Origin of the sequence: Stenotrophomonas sp. CC22-02 (genome assembly GCF_004365115.1) — a bacterium.
Lineage (GTDB): Bacteria > Pseudomonadota > Gammaproteobacteria > Xanthomonadales > Xanthomonadaceae > Stenotrophomonas > Stenotrophomonas forensis.
The window spans coordinates 1,930,114-1,945,906 of record NZ_SOCO01000001.1 but is presented as its reverse complement, the minus strand read 5'-3'; the positions used below and the strand labels follow the sequence as shown (position 1 = coordinate 1,945,906).

13 protein-coding genes are annotated in these 15,793 nt (G+C 66.9%); 7 read left to right on the top strand and 6 right to left on the bottom strand.

The features are described from left to right. Positions 1-184 precede the first annotated feature (184 nt). On the bottom strand, positions 185-313 hold the full coding sequence (locus N440_RS20550; protein WP_008265219.1) for a hypothetical protein: 129 nt from the start codon (positions 311-313) through the stop codon (positions 185-187). A gap of 182 nt (positions 314-495) precedes the next feature. Between N440_RS20550 and N440_RS08995 the strand changes: the two genes are divergently transcribed. Both N440_RS08995 and N440_RS08990 read left to right on the top strand, forming a co-directional pair. Beyond that, positions 496-912 carry a host attachment family protein gene (locus N440_RS08995; RefSeq protein WP_133934821.1) on the top strand — a complete coding sequence of 139 codons (417 nt, stop codon included), beginning with the start codon at positions 496-498 and terminating at the stop codon, positions 910-912. 5 nt (positions 913-917) lie between these two features. Continuing rightward, complete coding sequence (locus tag N440_RS08990) at positions 918-1,241, top strand: thioredoxin family protein (protein WP_006448591.1); 324 nt, start codon at positions 918-920, stop codon at positions 1,239-1,241. 18 nt (positions 1,242-1,259) lie between these two features. Here the strand turns inward: N440_RS08990 and N440_RS08985 are convergent, their stop codons facing one another. The 3 genes from N440_RS08985 to N440_RS08975 all read right to left on the bottom strand — a co-directional run bounded on the left by N440_RS08985 (position 1,260) and on the right by N440_RS08975 (position 4,285). Next, entirely contained in the window at positions 1,260-1,856 is a 597-nt protein-coding gene (locus tag N440_RS08985; RefSeq protein WP_133934820.1) for an NUDIX hydrolase, read from the bottom strand. A gap of 76 nt (positions 1,857-1,932) precedes the next feature. After that, positions 1,933-2,178, bottom strand: a complete 246-nt coding sequence (locus N440_RS08980; RefSeq protein ID WP_008267939.1) for a hypothetical protein — start codon at positions 2,176-2,178, stop codon at positions 1,933-1,935. Positions 2,179-2,593: 415 nt separating this feature from the next. Then, the gene (locus N440_RS08975) at positions 2,594-4,285 is read right to left on the bottom strand and encodes an autotransporter outer membrane beta-barrel domain-containing protein (RefSeq protein ID WP_243831316.1); all 1,692 of its coding nucleotides are present in this window, start codon (positions 4,283-4,285) and stop codon (positions 2,594-2,596) included. 543 nt (positions 4,286-4,828) lie between these two features. On the opposite strand from N440_RS08975, the gene N440_RS20350 reads away from it, so the two are divergent. Together N440_RS20350 and N440_RS08965 are read left to right on the top strand one after the other, a co-directional pair. Continuing rightward, positions 4,829-5,137, top strand: coding sequence for a hypothetical protein (locus N440_RS20350; RefSeq protein ID WP_166671524.1), 309 nt, complete (start codon positions 4,829-4,831; stop codon positions 5,135-5,137). A gap of 153 nt (positions 5,138-5,290) precedes the next feature. Then, positions 5,291-7,642: a GH92 family glycosyl hydrolase gene (locus N440_RS08965; protein ID WP_133934817.1), complete on the top strand. Its 2,352-nt coding sequence runs from the start codon at positions 5,291-5,293 to the stop codon at positions 7,640-7,642. 382 nt (positions 7,643-8,024) lie between these two features. On the opposite strand, the gene N440_RS08960 is transcribed toward N440_RS08965, so the two are convergent. Beyond that, complete coding sequence (locus tag N440_RS08960) at positions 8,025-9,407, bottom strand: sensor histidine kinase (protein WP_133934816.1); 1,383 nt, start codon at positions 9,405-9,407, stop codon at positions 8,025-8,027. Further along, positions 9,400-10,074: a response regulator gene (locus N440_RS08955; protein ID WP_053449888.1), complete on the bottom strand. Its 675-nt coding sequence runs from the start codon at positions 10,072-10,074 to the stop codon at positions 9,400-9,402. Before N440_RS08955 ends, N440_RS08960 begins: the two co-directional genes overlap by 8 nt. Positions 10,075-10,136: 62 nt before the next feature. On the opposite strand from N440_RS08955, the gene N440_RS08950 reads away from it, so the two are divergent. The 3 genes from N440_RS08950 to N440_RS08940 are packed head-to-tail and all read left to right on the top strand — an operon-like array spanning position 10,137 to position 15,621. Continuing rightward, positions 10,137-11,384, top strand: coding sequence for a TolC family protein (locus N440_RS08950; RefSeq protein ID WP_133934815.1), 1,248 nt, complete (start codon positions 10,137-10,139; stop codon positions 11,382-11,384). After that, positions 11,381-12,553 carry an efflux RND transporter periplasmic adaptor subunit gene (locus N440_RS08945; protein WP_133934814.1) on the top strand — a complete coding sequence of 391 codons (1,173 nt, stop codon included), beginning with the start codon at positions 11,381-11,383 and terminating at the stop codon, positions 12,551-12,553. Before N440_RS08950 ends, N440_RS08945 begins: the two co-directional genes overlap by 4 nt. Continuing rightward, positions 12,550-15,621, top strand: a complete 3,072-nt coding sequence (locus N440_RS08940; RefSeq protein ID WP_133934813.1) for a CusA/CzcA family heavy metal efflux RND transporter — start codon at positions 12,550-12,552, stop codon at positions 15,619-15,621. Before N440_RS08945 ends, N440_RS08940 begins: the two co-directional genes overlap by 4 nt. Positions 15,622-15,793: the final 172 nt, after the last annotated feature.

Genomic DNA, 15,793 nt, shown 5'->3' with positions numbered 1-15,793 from the left:
TCCCTGTCAGGTGGGGGAATGAGCGATGGGGTGTGTTCCGGGAACAGGCGCAGGCGCGATGCCACGCGCACGGCACGGCACCGCCGCAGGGGCGGAAACACGGAAACGGGATCACCGCGGCAGCGCAGTCAGCGGCCGGGTGTCACATCAGCGTGGGGAGTGCAGGCAGAAGGGCCTGCGAGCGTCAGCCGCCAGGATCCAGCGCGAGGCGATGGAAATGCAGGGCGGGAACATGCGTGGCAAGCGAAGCGCCGGTCGGCAGTGCTTCCCACGTAACAGGTGCGCCCGTCACGTAGTGGGTCGTGTCGATCATCCGTTCATCATAACGGCATCGGCGTGAGCGTGCAGCGAAGCAGGCTGAGCTGCACGCTGTGTTCCATCACGCCTGTTCATCTGCAGCGCGTCTGCGATGACATGCGTTGAACGAACTGTGGCCGCGCCGCTCACGCACGGCTGGCTACGGTGCAGGTGAACGCACTCCACAAGGAACATCGCATGACCCGTCGCATTCCCGAAGGCACCCTCATCATCGTCGCCGATGGCGGCTCGGCCCGTGTGTTCACCAACGTCGGCAGCGAGCATCAACTGGCCTTGAAGCAGGAAGGTGAGCTGCGCCTGCAGGACATCAGCGAGCAGGGCATCTCGGGGCAGGGGCCGGCCGGCGCGGTGCCGAAAGACATGTCGATCTCGCAGCTCAATGAAGCCACCTTCGCCAAGCAGGTCGCCGAGCAGCTCAACGACGATGCCTTGAACAACCGCTATGCACACCTGGTGCTGGTGGCCGACCCGACCACGCTGGGCCGCATCCGCCCGCTGCTGCACAAGGAAGTTCAGTCGCGCCTGCTGGGTGACATCGCCAAGGATCTGACCAACGCACCGTTGGCCGATATCCAGAAGGCGCTGGCGGCGTAACGCACATGCCGTTCATGCGTGATCACCTCTCGGCAGAGCCGGCCCATGCGGATGTGGAAGCACAGCCGGGCTGGCAACTGCTGGAATTTGGCGCACCGTGGTGCGGCCACTGCCAGGCCGCGCAGGCGGCATTGCAGGCCTTCGTCGATGCCAACGATCTGGTGCATTGGAAGATCGAAGATGGCAAGGGCAAGCCGCTGGGCCGTGCGTTCAAGGTGAAGCTGTGGCCGACCGCCGTGCTGTTGCATGACGGCCACGAGGTGGCACGGGTGGTGCGGCCGTTGGACAGTGCCGACCTGGCAACCCTGCAGGCGGCACTGCCGGATTAGGCGCGGCTACGCGCGAGGCTAGCGCAACGGGTAGAACGGCTCGATCAGCTCGGTGCCGGTGGCTTCATCGCCCTTGAACGACAACTCGAAGGCACCGCCCCACAGTGATTCGGGGTGGTCGAGTACCTGCAGGGTTTCCATGCGCAATGCCTGCATTCCAATCAGGGCAGCGGCTTCGTCGCGGCTCACCCAGCGGTACTGCTTTTCCGCGGTCGTGCCCGGTGGCTGTCCACTGCGTAGCGTGGCGCGATAGTGCTGCCGGAACGATACCGCGTCGTGCGTTGGGTCGGGCGGGTCCTCGTTGAAACGATAGCTGTAGAGGGCCGCCAGCGTGAACGGTGACACCTGCAGGCCAAGCTCCGTTGCCAGCTGCCGCAGTGCTTCCTGCACGCTCTGCCTGCGGTTGGCGCGCACGGCAGGCGTCATCCAGCCGCTGCGGTTGTGTTCCAGCAGCAGGCGGCCCTGATCGTCGGTGACCAGCAGGCGCAGGATGGTGTAGTCGTCCTGCGCAGTGCGGGCAACGGCCGGTGGCGGTGGGGGCGGATCGGCATGGACGGCAGAGGCGGTGGCGATCATTCCTGCAATCGCGATCCATCGTGCAGCGCGGCGGGCCATGCGGGCTCTCCCTGGTCTGGGCGCAGGGTAGGGCGGCCCAGAGCGTCGGGCAAGTGCCGGCTCAACCCCGTCGGGATCAATGAAGCGTCACCTTCTCCGCCTCCTCACGCAGCGCCTGCAGCAGGCAGCGCCCGTGCTGGCTCAGCATGATCATCGCGGTGGCGATCTGCTTCGGGTTGTAGCCCATCGGCGCGGGCGGTTTCGGCTCCGGGCCATACTGCTCGCCGATGAGGATGGCCATGCCCTCGGCGCTGTTGAAGGCCTGTTCGATGCGATGGAGCAGCGACTCCATGGCCGGGCTGAGCGGACGTTCGTGGATCATGCGGGGAACTCCCTGGGTGTGATGGCCACCGCGAGGGTGGCGGGCGATGCGTGCTTGGAACTCCCGGACAAAAAAGAGAAAGCCGGAGGGCCTGACGGCCACACGCAGCGCCCGCCGTAATCACGTCGAGCAATCTCTTCTTTGTTTTTCGGGGGTTCCAATCCCGGCAGCGGTATGCCCGCTGCGGCGCCATCCTGCACACGTCACGCTGCGAACGCCCATTGATTGTCTCTGCCAAACCGGCAGGATCGAAAGATCACATCATTCACCACATCAGGTTCCTACAAAATCATGTCAGGCGCGACCCTCCCTGTCGCGCCTTCCATGCAATGGCCGCGAACGCCTGTTCAACGGCCACACCTCTCGCCCCGTTATCAGCCCTCGATCGAACTGGCGGCGGGCCGAAGACGACGCATTACCAGCTGTAACTGACACCCACCTGCGCACTGGTCTGGTGGTAGCCGCTGGCCCGTTGCAGCGACAGGCCGCCCCAGGCGCCGATGCCGTTGCTGAACTTCACCGAGGCACCGCCGCTGAACTCGCCACGGCTGCGCGGGATGCGTGCATCCACCCGCTCGTCATCCATGCGGATCTGCGATTCGGCGCGGGTATGCAGCCAGTTGGCGGCGAGGTAGGGCTGTACTTCCGCCGCACCGTTGCCCCAGCGGGTCACGCCGGACAGGCGCAGGCCCGCACGGCCGAACAGGCCGTTGGCGTTCTCGGCGCCCACTACCGTGCCGTTGGCTTCGGTGTGGCGGTTGCTGTCCCAGCGGCTGTAGCCCACCTGCAGCTGCGGCTCCAGATAGAGGCCGCCATTGCTGGCGCCGCCCACGCGGAACGCGTAGCCGGTTTCCACCGCACCCTGCCATGCCCGGCTGTCGTAGCGCTCGGCAGCCAGGCCGATGCCTTCCACGCGGTTGCGGAACTGCGCGCGCTGCAGCGAACCATCCACATAGAAGCCTGCATAGGGGTCGGCACCGTTGCCGCCACGCCAGGTGCCATAGATACCCAGCGCTTCGCCCTTCACCTTGCCGCGCGCGTAGTAGCCGCTCAGTTCATTGGTGGAGGTGCTGCTGGCATTACCACTGGACAGCATCACACCCGCGCTGCTGCCCGATTCATGACGCCACAGATCGGCGCCGACGGTCAGCGCCTGGCTGTTGCCATGGATGTCGAGCTGGCGGCTGATGGCATCGAAGCCATTGCGCGAGCCGTCCACCCGTGCCCAGGCACGGCCGCCGTTCTGGCCGGCGTGGCGGTCGTGGTAGCCGAGTCGGAACATGGTCTGCGCGGCCTGCAGGTTGGCCAGGTAGGCACCCGGTTCCGGGCGCAGCACCGGGTCCGGAATGTCCGGGTTGCACTCGGGCAGGGTCGGGTCCACATCGCACGGGTCGGGCTGGGTCGGCAGCTGCGAACGCAGGTACCAGTTGCCGTCGGCACCGGTGCCCTTGAACAGGAAGTACTCGTACTGGCCACCCACGGCACGGCCGGCCAGGTTGAACTGGCCATTGGACGCGCCGCCGACCTGGATCAGCTGGATGCCCTGGTTGGTCTGCGCACCGGCACCGCCCACGTTGTTGACGCGCACGTTGGCGGTACCGCTGGTGTCGCCGCCGATGATCAACTTGTCGGTGGCCGCATCATCGCCGGCCAGCACGGTGTTGAAGGCGAGGGTGCCGCCGTTGCCGGTGAAGTTGCCGGCCACGTTGAGGGTGTGGAAGGCCGAGCCGTCGCCGAGGGCGACCACGCCACCGTTTTCGACGGCCAGGTTGGCTACATCACTGTTCTTGTTGAGCTGCCACTGGCCGCCCTGGCTGAGCGCAACGTCGATTGCCCCGGTCATGCCACCGACCAGCGATGCGTTGTCGCGCAGTGCCAGCGAGCCGGTGGCGCCGGTACCGGCGCGGATGTCGCCGCGCAACTGGCTGTTGCTGACATCCACGTCGGCGTGGACCTTCAGTGCCGGGGTGCTGGTGTTGGGCTGGATGTCGATCAGGACGCCGTTGCCGGCGACCAGCTCGGCGCCGTTGCGCAGCGTGATGTCAACATCAGTGTCCTTGATGCCTTCAGAGCCGACATAAACTGCACTTCCCGAAGTGCCTTCCATACGAGAGCCATCCACGATCAGCACCGAAGGTCCATCAGGTTTGCCGGCCAGCTGATCTGAGCGAACCAGTGCACCGTGCTGCTCTCCGCGCACAATGCTGCCCTGCATGATATTGGCGGTCCCCTGATAGAGATTGAGGCCATTGCCATCCGTGTCCCCGCCGGTCCCCTCGCGCCTGCCCTCCACCGTGGAGTTGGCCAGCATCAAATCGCTGTGCCCTGCAAGAACGATTCCGGCTCTGAACCCAGAGATGTAGGACGAAGCGACGGAGACGCTAGATGCGGGGCGTGTCGGATTGATAAAGTTGCTGCCAGCTGTCAATCCCACTGAGCCATCAGAGACGATGCGGCTGCCGATGATTGTCGCGGACGAGCTACTGAGGCCTATGGCCTCAAACCTTCCGCCGGCAACATCCGCATTGGTCATCTGCAGGTGGCTCTGTGTATTGACACTTATCCCATTGGCGGTAGCGCCAGACGCGAGAATCAGCGTAGCGCCATTGCGGACGAGCCATCCGTCCAGCGGGTCGCCAGGCAGAATAGTGTGAGTGGCACCATTGTCCACAATGGCCGCGTGCGTGTTGAGAGACAAAGCAAGCGCACCGGCCAGCAGGCACGGTGCAAGCAGGGTAGGGGAACGACGAACGGCGATCTTCATGACGGAACTCCTGTGGGTATCGAACTTCAGGAAAGGAACCGCATTCACTTCGTCGGTGTGAATGAAGCGCTGAGATTGCGTGAAGACAAAGTGATTCCGGTGCGCTTTCCTGCCCCGTCGGCGCAAAGTGCGATAACGGTCACGTTACGACCGGGGATGTCGCAGGGCACCTTCTCGGGCCGCTTTTGGGCTTGACACCAGTCTGGTGAGCGTCAACGACCCAAACCATGCAATTAGTTGCATAGGAAATCGGACAACTTCTGTCGCCTTTGGATTCATTCAGCCGCAGCGCAACATGCGATGCCTGAATGCCGGTGCTAGCATCGGCCATCGCCTGAATCGATCCAAATGCCGATGCCCACGCTGGACCGTCGTTTCCTGATCGCCGTTGCCGCCACTGCCATGCTGGCTTCCGGTGCCGCCCTGGCCGCCACGCCGAAATCCGCTGCAGAGCGCGCCTACGCGGCGGTCGACCCGTTCATCGGTACCGGCGGCGAAGGCCACACCTATCCCGGTGCCACGGTGCCGTTCGGCATGGTCCAGCTCAGCCCGGACACGCGCATCCAGCCGCGCGAGAAGGCCTATGGCTGGGCGGCCGGCTACCGTTACGACGACAGCAGCATCGTCGGTTTCTCGCACACGCATTTGTCCGGTACCGGTCATTCCGATCTGGGCGACATCCTGCTGATGCCGTTCACCGGCACGCCGGGGCTGGAGCGCGGCGATCCGGAAAAGCCGCGGAGCGGTTATGCCTCGCGGTTCCGCCACGACGATGAGAGGGCCGAGCCGGGCTATTACGCGGTCACCCTGGACGATTACAAGGTGCGCGCCGAATTGACCACCAGTGCGCGCGTGGGCGTGCATCGCTATGCGTTCCCGAAGGGCGCCGACGCCAAGGTGCTGCTGGACATGCGCACCAGCATGTACGACTACCCGGGCAAGGTGCTGTGGTCACGGGTGCGGGTGCGCGCCGATGGCACGGTGACCGGCTTCCGCGAAACCCGCGGCTGGGCACCGGGCCGCCAGCTGTACTTCGCGATGCGTTTCTCGCGTCCGCTGGCCGGGCATGAACTGCACAACACCGAGCAGGATATCGTCTACAAGGGCTTCCCGCCGCCGGGCGAGAAGGACCCGGCGCAGCGTGCGCAGATCGAGGGCCGGCAGCTGGTCGGCACGTTCGCCTTCGGCAAGCTGGACGCACCGCTGGTGGTGAAGGTGGCCATTTCGCCGGTCAGCGAGGCCGGCGCCATCGCCAACCTCGACGCCGAAGTGGCCGACTTCGATTTCGACCGGGTGCGCGCGCAGGCCAAGCAGGAATGGACGCAGGCGCTGTCGGTGCTCGATATCGATGCCCCGGAACATGCACGCCGCAGTGCCTACACCGCGCTGTACCACACCATGCTGGGGCCGACGCTGTTCATGGATGCCGACGGCCACTACCGCGGCCCGGACAACGCCGTGCACAAGGCGGAGGGCTACACCCACTATTCCACGTTCTCGCTGTGGGACACCTACCGTGCGCTGCATCCGTTGCTGACCCTGGTGCAGCCGGAGAAGCGCAACAGCGACTTCGTCAATTCCATGCTCGCCCACCACGACCACAGCCCCTACGGCATGCTGCCGGTGTGGTCGTTCCACGGCCTGGAAGACTGGTGCATGATCGGCTACCACGCGGTGCCGGTGATCGCCGATGCCTACGTGAAGGGCATCCGCGGCTTCGATGCCGACAAGGCACTGAAGGCGATGGTCGAGACCGCGAACTACGGTCCCTATGACGGCATCGCGCAGTACCGCGAGCTGGGCTATGTGCCGATCGACGAGGAAGGCGAAGCGGCCAGCAAGACGCTGGAGTACGCCTTCGACGACTGGACCATCGCGCGCATGGCGCAGGCGATGGGCAAGACCGATGTTGCGGCCACCTTCGACAAGCGCGCCGGCAACTGGCGCAACGCCTTCGACAAGGACACCGGATTCATGCGCGCACGCAAGCGCGATGGCAGCTTCCGCACGCCGTTCGACCCCAGTGCCAGCGGCTACGGCACCGACTACACCGAAGGCAATGCCTGGCAGTATTCCTGGTATGTGCCGCAGGACGTGGCCGGCCTGGCCGCTGCGCACGGGGGCAGCGACAAACTGCTGGCGCGGCTGGATGAAGTGTTCAACGCCAAGGTCGATCCGTCCATTTTCGAGCACATGGAAGACATCACCGGCCTGATCGGCTGGTACGCGCACGGTAACGAGCCCAGCCACCACGTGGCCTACCTGTATTCGTACGCTGGCCAGCCGTGGCGCACCCAGGCGCGCCTGAAGCAGATCATGGACACCCAGTATGCCGATCGCCCCGATGGATTGGCGGGCAACGATGACGTCGGCCAGATGTCGGCGTGGTACGTGTTCACCGCGCTGGGCTTCTATCCGGTGGCGCCGGGCTCGGGCGAGTACATCCTGGGCTGCCCGTTCCTGCCGAAGACCGCGATGCGCCTGCCGAACGGAAAGACCTTCACCATCGTGGCCGACGGATTGGACGACAAGCACACCTATGTGGGTAGCGTGAGCCTCAACGGCACGCCATTGCCGCGCACGTTCCTGCGCCACGACGAGATCCTGGCCGGTGGCGAACTGCGCTTCAGCATGCAGGCCGAGCCGAACAAGGACTGGCCGGGGCAGGGCGCGCAGGCGCCGTATTCGATGACCCGGTGATTGGGGGCTGACCCCGTCCGCCTGCATCACCGCGCCCTGGGTAGGTGCCAACCTTGGTTGGCACGCGGGAGAGCAAGAGCGCCCACCGCGTCGGCATTACCGCGCCTTTGGTGGGTGCCAACCTTGGTTGGCACGCGGGTGAGCGAAAGCGCCCACCAAGGTGGGCATCTACCGGAGCGAAACCGCAGCCCCACCGCGTCGGCATTACCTGCCTTTGGTGGGTGCCAACCTTGGTTGGCACGCGGGTGAGCGAAAGCGCCCACCAAGGTGGGCATCTACCTTTTTTAATCTTTTCCATACCCGCGTCGGCATTACCTGCCTTTGGTGGGTGCCAACCTTGGTTGGCACGCGGGAGAGCGAAAGCGCCCACCCAGGTGGGCATCTACCAGCAGCGGAACTGCAATCCCACCCGCGCGCCACCGATCGGGGCGGTATCGATCACCAATGCCGCATCATGCCGCTGTGCGATCTCTGCCACGATCGCCAGCCCCAGTCCGCAGCCGTCGCCTTCGCTGCTGGCCCGGTAGAAACGTTCCGTGACACGCCCGCGTTCGGCCTCGACGATGCCGGCGCCGTCGTCGTCCACCCACACCTGCACGCCTTCGGCGTTCTGCTGCAGGCCGAGCGTGATCACCCCGCGCACGCTGCCATAGCGCAGCGCATTGTCCAGCAGATTGCCAAGCGCTTCGCGCAACAGCTGAGGATCACCCGCGATCGACACGCCCTCGTCGGGCCCGTCGTAACCCAGGTCTACGCCTGCGGCCAACGCCCTGTCCGCATAGCGCTCCACCACACCGCGCGCCAGCACCGCCAGATCCACCGGCTGCAGCGGCAACGCGCTGCCTTGCGGATCTTCGGAACGGCTCAGCATCAGCAGCTGGTTCACCAGGTGCTGCAGCCGCGCCAGCCCGGCGAGCGTGCCGGACAACGCCAGCTGCTGCGCCTGCGGATCATGCTGGCGCAAGGAACTCTCCAGCTCCACCTGCATCGCCGCCAATGGCGTGCGCAGCTGATGCGCGGCATTGCTGACGAAGCGCCGTTGCGCGGCCTGCATCGCGTCCAGGCGCTGCAGCAGCGCGTTGTAGGCCTCCACCGCCGGCCACAGTTCGCGCGGCGCCTCCTGCGCGGGCTCCAACGGCGCCAGCGGGTCGGGGCGCGGGCTGGCCAATCGCCGCGCCACTTGGTTGGCATGCCGCGCGGCGGCGCCGGTACCCGACCACGCCAGCCACGCGGCCAGCGCGAGGATCGCGGTCTGGAACGGGATGCTGGTCATCAGCAGCTTGCGTTCCAGCCGGTGGCGCTTGCGCAGCGTTTCAGCCACCCGCAAGCGGATCTCGTGGCCGGGCCCGGCGCTGACCACTACTTCGACCATGCGCACCGGCTGCCCACGCAGTCGCGCGTCGTAGTAGACGGCCTCGCCATCACCTCCGGCGGCAACGGCGGGGCGCGGCAATGCTTCGGGCAGGTCGCCATACAGGCGTCCGCCTCCGGCATCGACCACTTCGCCATGCACTTCATCGGTGGTGTCCCACGTGAACATGCGCGACACCGCCGGCGTGATCTCGATCGAGGCGCGTCCATCCTGCACCTCCACCAGTTCGGACAACGACATCGCCGAGTCCAGCAGCCAGCGGTCGTAGACCTGGCCGGCGTAGAAGCGCGCCAGTGCGAATGAACCCACCGCGCTACACAGCATCAGCACCAGCAGTGGCAACCACAGGCGCCGCAGCAGCAGGCCACGCAGGCTGTGCACGCGCTCAGTCACCGCCGGCCTCCAGCCGGTAGCCGAGGCCGCGCAGCATGCGGATGCCAACGCCGGCACGCGCCTGTTCCAGCTTGCGGCGCAGGCGGCTGACATGCACCTCGATCACCGACAGGTTGGCCTCGTGGTCCCAGCTGTACAGCGCATCGAACAGGCGCTGCTTGGTGACGGTGCGGCCGGGATGCTGCATCAGCGCCTCGACCAGCGCCAGCTCACGCGCGGTCAGTTCGACACGCTGGCCATCCACCTGCGCCTCGTTGCGGATGCTGTCGAAGCACAACCGGCCCAGCCGCTTCTGCGCCGGTGCATCGCTGCGGCGGCGTGACAGCGCACGCAGCCGCGCTTCCAGCTCACCCAGTGCGAAAGGCTTGGCCAGGTAATCATCGCCACCGCGGTCCAGCCCCAGAATGCGGTCGTCGACGCCATCGCGCGCGGTCAGGATCAATACCGGCAGGGTGACACCGTCGTTGCGCAACCGCGACAGCAGGTCGAGGCCATCGACATCGGGCAGCGACAGATCGAGCACCATCACATCATACGGCGCACTGGCCAGCGCGGCCGGCGCATGCAGCCCGCGCGAAAGGTGGTCGCACAGATGCCCGGCGCCCTGCAGGGCGCGGATCAGCCCATCGGCCAGGGCGGCATCGTCTTCGATCAGCAGGATTCGCATTGCAAGCTTCGTGCAAGGTTGGGGCAAGTTTGGCGCAAGTGCGTCACCTTACCGTGACGCGCATGAATTTCTCCCTTCGACTTGCGGCTGTGCTGGCCGCCCTCGCGTGCGCGCCCACAGCTTCGGCGCTGTCCCTGGCGGACGCGCAGCGCGCCATGGAGGCGCACAACCCGGACCTGCGTGCGGCGGCACTGGAGCTGCGCGGTGTACAGGGTGATGCGCAGACCGCCGCCCTGCGGCCCGCAGCCGAGCTGTCGATCGGCAGCAGCAAGATCAGCCCCAAGCATGGCATCGGCCCCGGCCGCTGGCAGGACAAGCGGGTGGACAGCACGCTGGGTGTGGGCTGGACCTGGGAGCATGGTGGCAAGCGAGCGCTGCGCATCCGCCAGGCGGACGCGTTGCTGCAGGTGGCCGGGCTGGAAATGCTCGATACCCGACGCCGCCAGCAGGTGGCGCTGCACGAGGCCTATTTCGGCCTGAAGAGCGCGCAGGAGCGGGCGCAGATTGCCGAGGCCAACCGCCAGAGTTCGAGCGAACAGATGGCGGCGGCGGACAAGCAGGTCGCAACCGGGGCGATGGCACCGGTGGATCGTGCGCGGTTGGCGGTGGACGACCTTGCCGTGGCCGATGCCGCGCGCGAGGCGGCGCTGGATCTGCGCGACGCCCGGCACGCGCTGGGGCTGCTGCTCGGCAGCGATGACAGCAGCAGTCTCAGTGCCGACGACCCGTGGCCCGACACGCGCAGTGTGGCTGACACGCGTGCGTTCGATCCGCAGCAGCGTGCCGATCTGCGTGCCGCACAGTCGCGCCTCGCCGCGGCCGACGCCGGTGTGGCGCTGGCCCGCAGCGAGCGCCATCGCGACATCCAGCTGGGGGTGGAGGCCGAGCGTGAGCCGACCGACATCAGCGGTGTCACTTGGGGGGTGTCGTTGACGATTCCGCTGGGTGGACCGTCGCGCGCACGCGGTGCCATCCAGCGCGCCGAGGCAGATCGGGACAGTGCGGCACTGGAACTGCAGGTGTTGCAGCACGAAGCGCGCGCCGAACTGGACCAGCTGCAGGCCAGCGCGCAGTTTGCCGCGCAGCGCCGCACCGATTACGAAGGGCTGCAGTCCGACGCCGCGCGCAAGGCGGTGCAGGGCATCGAGCTGGCCTACCGCCGCGGCGCCGCCAGCCTGACCGACCTGCTGGATGCGCGCCGCAGCTGGCGCGACTTCGAGGCCGCGCTGATCGAGGCGCGTGCCGACCATGCCATTGCCCTGGCGCGCTGGGAAGCCGCCACATCCGTTGCCGAAGGAGAGTCCCGATGAAGCCAACCGTCGCCCATCGCCCGCGCGCGCGCCATGCGCTGTTGCCGGTGTTGCTGGCACTGGCCCTGCTCAGCGGCTGTGGCCGCGAGCCGGCGTCGTATAGCGAAGATGCGCCACAGGTCAGTGCCGGCCAGATCCAGTTCCCGGCCGACAGCCGCCAGCTGGACGTGCTGCGCAGCGAGGCGGTGACCGCCGGTGCCAGTGCCAGCCTGCAGCTGCCGGGCCGGGTGGTCTGGGATGAGACCCGCTCCAGCGCATTGCGCACGCCATTGCCGGGGCAGGTCGCGCGCATCGAGGTGCAGCCGGGCCAGCAGGTAAAGGTGGGCCAGGTCATCGCCTGGATCACCTCGCCCGAGTTCGGCCAGGCCCAGGCCGAGGGCGCGCGTGGCCGTGCCGAACTGCAGCAGGCACGCAAGGAGCTGCAGCGCACCCGCGAGCTGCACGCCGCTGGCGTGGCGTCCGGGCGCGAGCTGGACGAGGCCGAGGCCAACTTCGCCGGCAGCCAGGCCGATCATGCGCGCGCAACGGCCTTCGCCAAGGCGTATGGCAACGGCCAGCACGTCGATCAACGCCTGCCGCTGCGTGCGCCTATTGATGGTCTGCTGGTGGAACGGCGGATGAGCCCGGGCATGTCGGTCAGCCCCGACAGCGAACAGCCGCTGGCGGTGATCGGCGATCCGGATCGCCTGTGGCTGTTGCTGGACATTCCTGAAAGCCTGGCCGGGCGATTGAAGCCCGACATGCCGGTGAGCGTGCCCGGCGCCGATGGCAAACCCCTGCAGGCCACGCTGCAGCATGTGGATGACTTCGTCGACAGCGAGCGCCGCGTGGTGCAGGCCCGCGCCGAGCTGGACAACCGCACGCGCGCATTCAAGGCCGGGCAGTATGTGCGCGCACAGGTGGCGCTGCCGGCCGAGGGCGGCGTTTCGCTGCCCGATGCGGCGGTGCTGTTGATCAACGGCACGCAGGTGGTGTTCGTGGAGGAAGGCAAGGGCCGCTTCGTGCGCCACGCCGTGCACGCCGAAGAGCTGGGCGATGGCCGCCTGTGGGTGCGTGAGGGCCTGGCGGCAGGCAGCAGGGTGGTGGTCGAGGGTGGCCTGCTGCTGCAGCAGCTGGTCGACAGTGCGCCGACGGCGGCCAGCAGCGGCACGGGGCACGCCGCCCCATGATTGATCGCCTGATTGCCTATTGCCTGCGCCAGCCGCTGATGGTGATGCTGGCGTTGCTGTTGTTCATCGGCGCGGGCATCGCCGCGTTCCGCGTGCTGCCGGTGGAAGCCTTCCCGGACGTGTCCGACACCCAGGTGACCGTGGTCTCGCTGCACCCGGGCCGCGCCGCCGAAGAGGTGGAGCGCGAGGTGACGATGCCACTGGAGGTGGCGCTGTCCGGCATTCCGCATTCGGTGCGGGTGTTCTCGCATACCCAGTTCGGCCTGTCGATGATCATCCTGACCTTCGATGACAAGGCCGATGATTACTTCGCGCGCCAGCAGGTGCTGGAACGCCTGCAGGGCGTGGAGCTGCCGGAAGGGGTGACGCCGGAACTGGAGGCGATGAGCTCGGCGGTGGGCGAGATCTACCGCTACGTGCTGAAAGGCCCGCACCTGACCTCGACCCAGCTGCGCACCGTGCAGGAATGGACGATGGAGCGCAGCCTGCGCACCGTCCCTGGCGTGGCCGATGTGATCAGCTTCGGTGGCTTCGCGCGGACCTTCCAGGTCAAGCCGGACCTGGACAAGCTGCGCGACCGCGGCATCAGCCTCGGTGAGTTCGCCGAGGCGCTGGAGAAGGGCAGTTCGAATGCCGGCGGCGGCTACGTGGAGCGTGGCCAGCAGCAGTTCCTGATCCGCGGCGTGGGCCTGATGCGCTCGCCGGCCGACATCGGCAACGTGGTGGTCGGGCAGCGCGGCGGCACGCCGATCCTGGTGCGCGACCTGGCCAGCGTCGCCGACACCGGGCTGCCGCGGCAGGGCCTGGTCGGGCAGGATGACAACGACGATGCGGTGTTCGGCATGGTGCTGATGCGCAAGGGCGAGAATCCGTCCGACGTGCTCGACGCCTTGCATGCGCGCATCGCCGAGATCGAGGCGAACCAGTTGCCGGCCGGGGTCAGCATCGAGCCGTTCTACGACCGCTCGTGGCTGGTCTCGACCACGCTGAAAACGGTGTTCCGCAACCTGCTGGAAGGTGCAGTGCTGGTGTTCCTGGTGCTGTGGCTGTTCCTGTACAACGCCCGCGCGGCGTTGATCGTGGCGGCCATGATGCCGCTGGCCCTGCTGTCGACCTTCCTTGGCCTGCATCTGTGGGGCGTGCCGGCCAACCTGCTGTCGTTGGGGGCGATGGACTTCGGCATCATCATCGATGGTGCGGTGATCGTCACCGAGCACATCGTCTCGCGGCTGTCGAAGCTGCCACCCACGGCAGACAGGAAGACGCGCTTCTCCACCATCCTGTCGGCGGCATCGGAAGTGGGGCGGCCGACGTTCTTCTCGATGATGATCATCATCGCCGCGCATATCCCGATCTTCACCCTACAGCGCCAGGAAGGCCGCATGTTCGCGCCGATGGCCTATTCGGTGACGTCGGCGCTGATTGGCGCGTTGATCCTGGCGCTGACCGTGGTGCCGCTGTTCTGCTACTGGTGGCTGCGGCGCGACCGCATGCGCGACGGCAATCCGCTGATGGACCGCTTGACCGGGTGGTACAGGCCGGTGCTGGAGCGTGCCCTGGCCCGCCCGCGCGCGGTGGTGCTGACCGCGGTAGCGCTGCTGGTTGCTACGCTGGCACTGGGCACCCGGCTGGGCTCGGAGTTCCTGCCCGAGCTGGACGAGGGGTCGATCTGGCTGACCGCCACGCTCGACCCCAGCACCAGCCTGGCCGAGGCGCAGCAGCAGTCGCGGCGTATACGCGAGCTGGTCGGCACGTTCCCGCAGGTATCGACGGTGGTGGCCAAGCTGGGGCGCCCCGAAGATGGTTCCGATGCCAAGGGCGCCAACCAGATCGAGGCGTTGGTGGCATTGAAGCCGGAGAAGGAATGGCCGAAAGGTGTGGACAAGCGGCAGCTGGTGAGCGACCTGCAGCGCACGCTGGAGCAGCGCATACCCGGGCCGGAATTCTCGATCTCGCAGCCGGTGCGCGACAACATCCTGGAGAGCATCTCGCAGATCAAAGGCCAGGTGGTGATCAAGGTCAGCGGCTCGGACCTGGACGTGTTGAACCAGCAGGCGCAGGCGATCCTGGGCCAGGTGCGTGGCGTGGAGGGCGTGGAGAGTGCCTTCATCGACCGCGACGGCGCGTTGCCGCAGCTGCAGATCGAGATCGATCGTGACCGCGCCGCGCGCTATGGCCTGAATGTGCGCGACATCGACGAAGTGATCGAGACCGCACTGGGCGGGCGCCAGGTCGGCGAGCTGTGGGAGGGCGACCGCAGGTTCCCGATCACCCTGCGCCTGGATGACGCCGACCGCGACCTGCAACGGCTGCGCACGGTGCCGGTCGGCATCGGTGACGGCCATGCGGTGACGCTGTCCGACGTGGCCGAGTTCCGCATGGCCAGCGGCGCCATCAACATCTCGCGCGAGAACGCGCAACGGGTGAAGGCGGTCAGCATTTTCATCGCCGGGCGTGACATGGGCAGCGTGGTGGCCGACATGCGCAAGCGCGTGGACGCCAGCGTGCAGCTGCCGGAGGGCTATCGGCTGGAGTGGTCCGGGGAGTTCGAGAACCAGCAGCGTGCGATGAAGCGGCTGGGCTGGGTGATTCCGCTGTCGGTGCTGCTGATCTTCGTGCTGCTGTTCGATGCCTTCAAGGACATCAGCAGTGCGGCGCTGATCCTGGCCAACGTGCCACTGGCGATGATCGGCGGCATCCTGGCGCTGTGGCTGACCGGCATTCCGTTGTCGGTGTCGGCGGCGATCGGCTTCATCGCATTGTTCGGGCAAGCCGTGTTGAACGGGGTGGTGATGCTCAGTCGCTTCGCCCAGCTGCGCGAACAGGGCATGGACCTGCTGCAGTCTGTGGTGCAGGGTTCGCTGCAGCGCTTGCGCACGGTGCTGATGACCGCGCTGCTGGCGATGTTCGGCCTGCTGCCGATGGCGACTTCGCACGCGATCGGTGCCGAGACCCAGAAGCCGCTGGCGGTGGTGGTGATCGGCGGCCTGCTGTCGGCGATGCTGCTGACCCTGCTGGTGCTGCCCACGCTGTACTACTGGGTGCACCGCCGCCGCGAGGCGCGGTAGATGCCAACCTTGGTTGGCGCGTGCGGAACGCCCACCAAGGTGGGCGCCTACCGGGGTGGATGCCAACCTTGGTTGGCATGTTGCCAATCGCCCACCAAGACGGGCGACGAACAGCGTGCCGTGCCCTGGTAGATGCCAACCTTGGTTGGCATGCGCCAAGGCGCCTGCCCAC

Bases quoted from the DNA above. Each gene is read 5' to 3' on its own strand.
- N440_RS20550 (WP_008265219.1), bottom strand. From the start codon at position 313: ATGATCGACACGACCCACTACGTGACGGGCGCACCTGTTACGTGGGAA.
- N440_RS08995 (WP_133934821.1), top strand. From the start codon at position 496: ATGACCCGTCGCATTCCCGAAGGCACCCTCATCATCGTCGCCGATGGC.
- N440_RS08990 (WP_006448591.1), top strand. From the start codon at position 918: ATGCCGTTCATGCGTGATCACCTCTCGGCAGAGCCGGCCCATGCGGAT.
- N440_RS08985 (WP_133934820.1), bottom strand. From the start codon at position 1,856: ATGGCCCGCCGCGCTGCACGATGGATCGCGATTGCAGGAATGATCGCC.
- N440_RS08980 (WP_008267939.1), bottom strand. From the start codon at position 2,178: ATGATCCACGAACGTCCGCTCAGCCCGGCCATGGAGTCGCTGCTCCAT.
- N440_RS08975 (WP_243831316.1), bottom strand. From the start codon at position 4,285: ATGGAAGGCACTTCGGGAAGTGCAGTTTATGTCGGCTCTGAAGGCATC.
- N440_RS08965 (WP_133934817.1), top strand. From the start codon at position 5,291: ATGCCGATGCCCACGCTGGACCGTCGTTTCCTGATCGCCGTTGCCGCC.
- N440_RS08955 (WP_053449888.1), bottom strand. From the start codon at position 10,074: ATGCGAATCCTGCTGATCGAAGACGATGCCGCCCTGGCCGATGGGCTG.
- N440_RS08950 (WP_133934815.1), top strand. From the start codon at position 10,137: ATGAATTTCTCCCTTCGACTTGCGGCTGTGCTGGCCGCCCTCGCGTGC.
- N440_RS08945 (WP_133934814.1), top strand. From the start codon at position 11,381: ATGAAGCCAACCGTCGCCCATCGCCCGCGCGCGCGCCATGCGCTGTTG.
- N440_RS08940 (WP_133934813.1), top strand. From the start codon at position 12,550: ATGATTGATCGCCTGATTGCCTATTGCCTGCGCCAGCCGCTGATGGTG.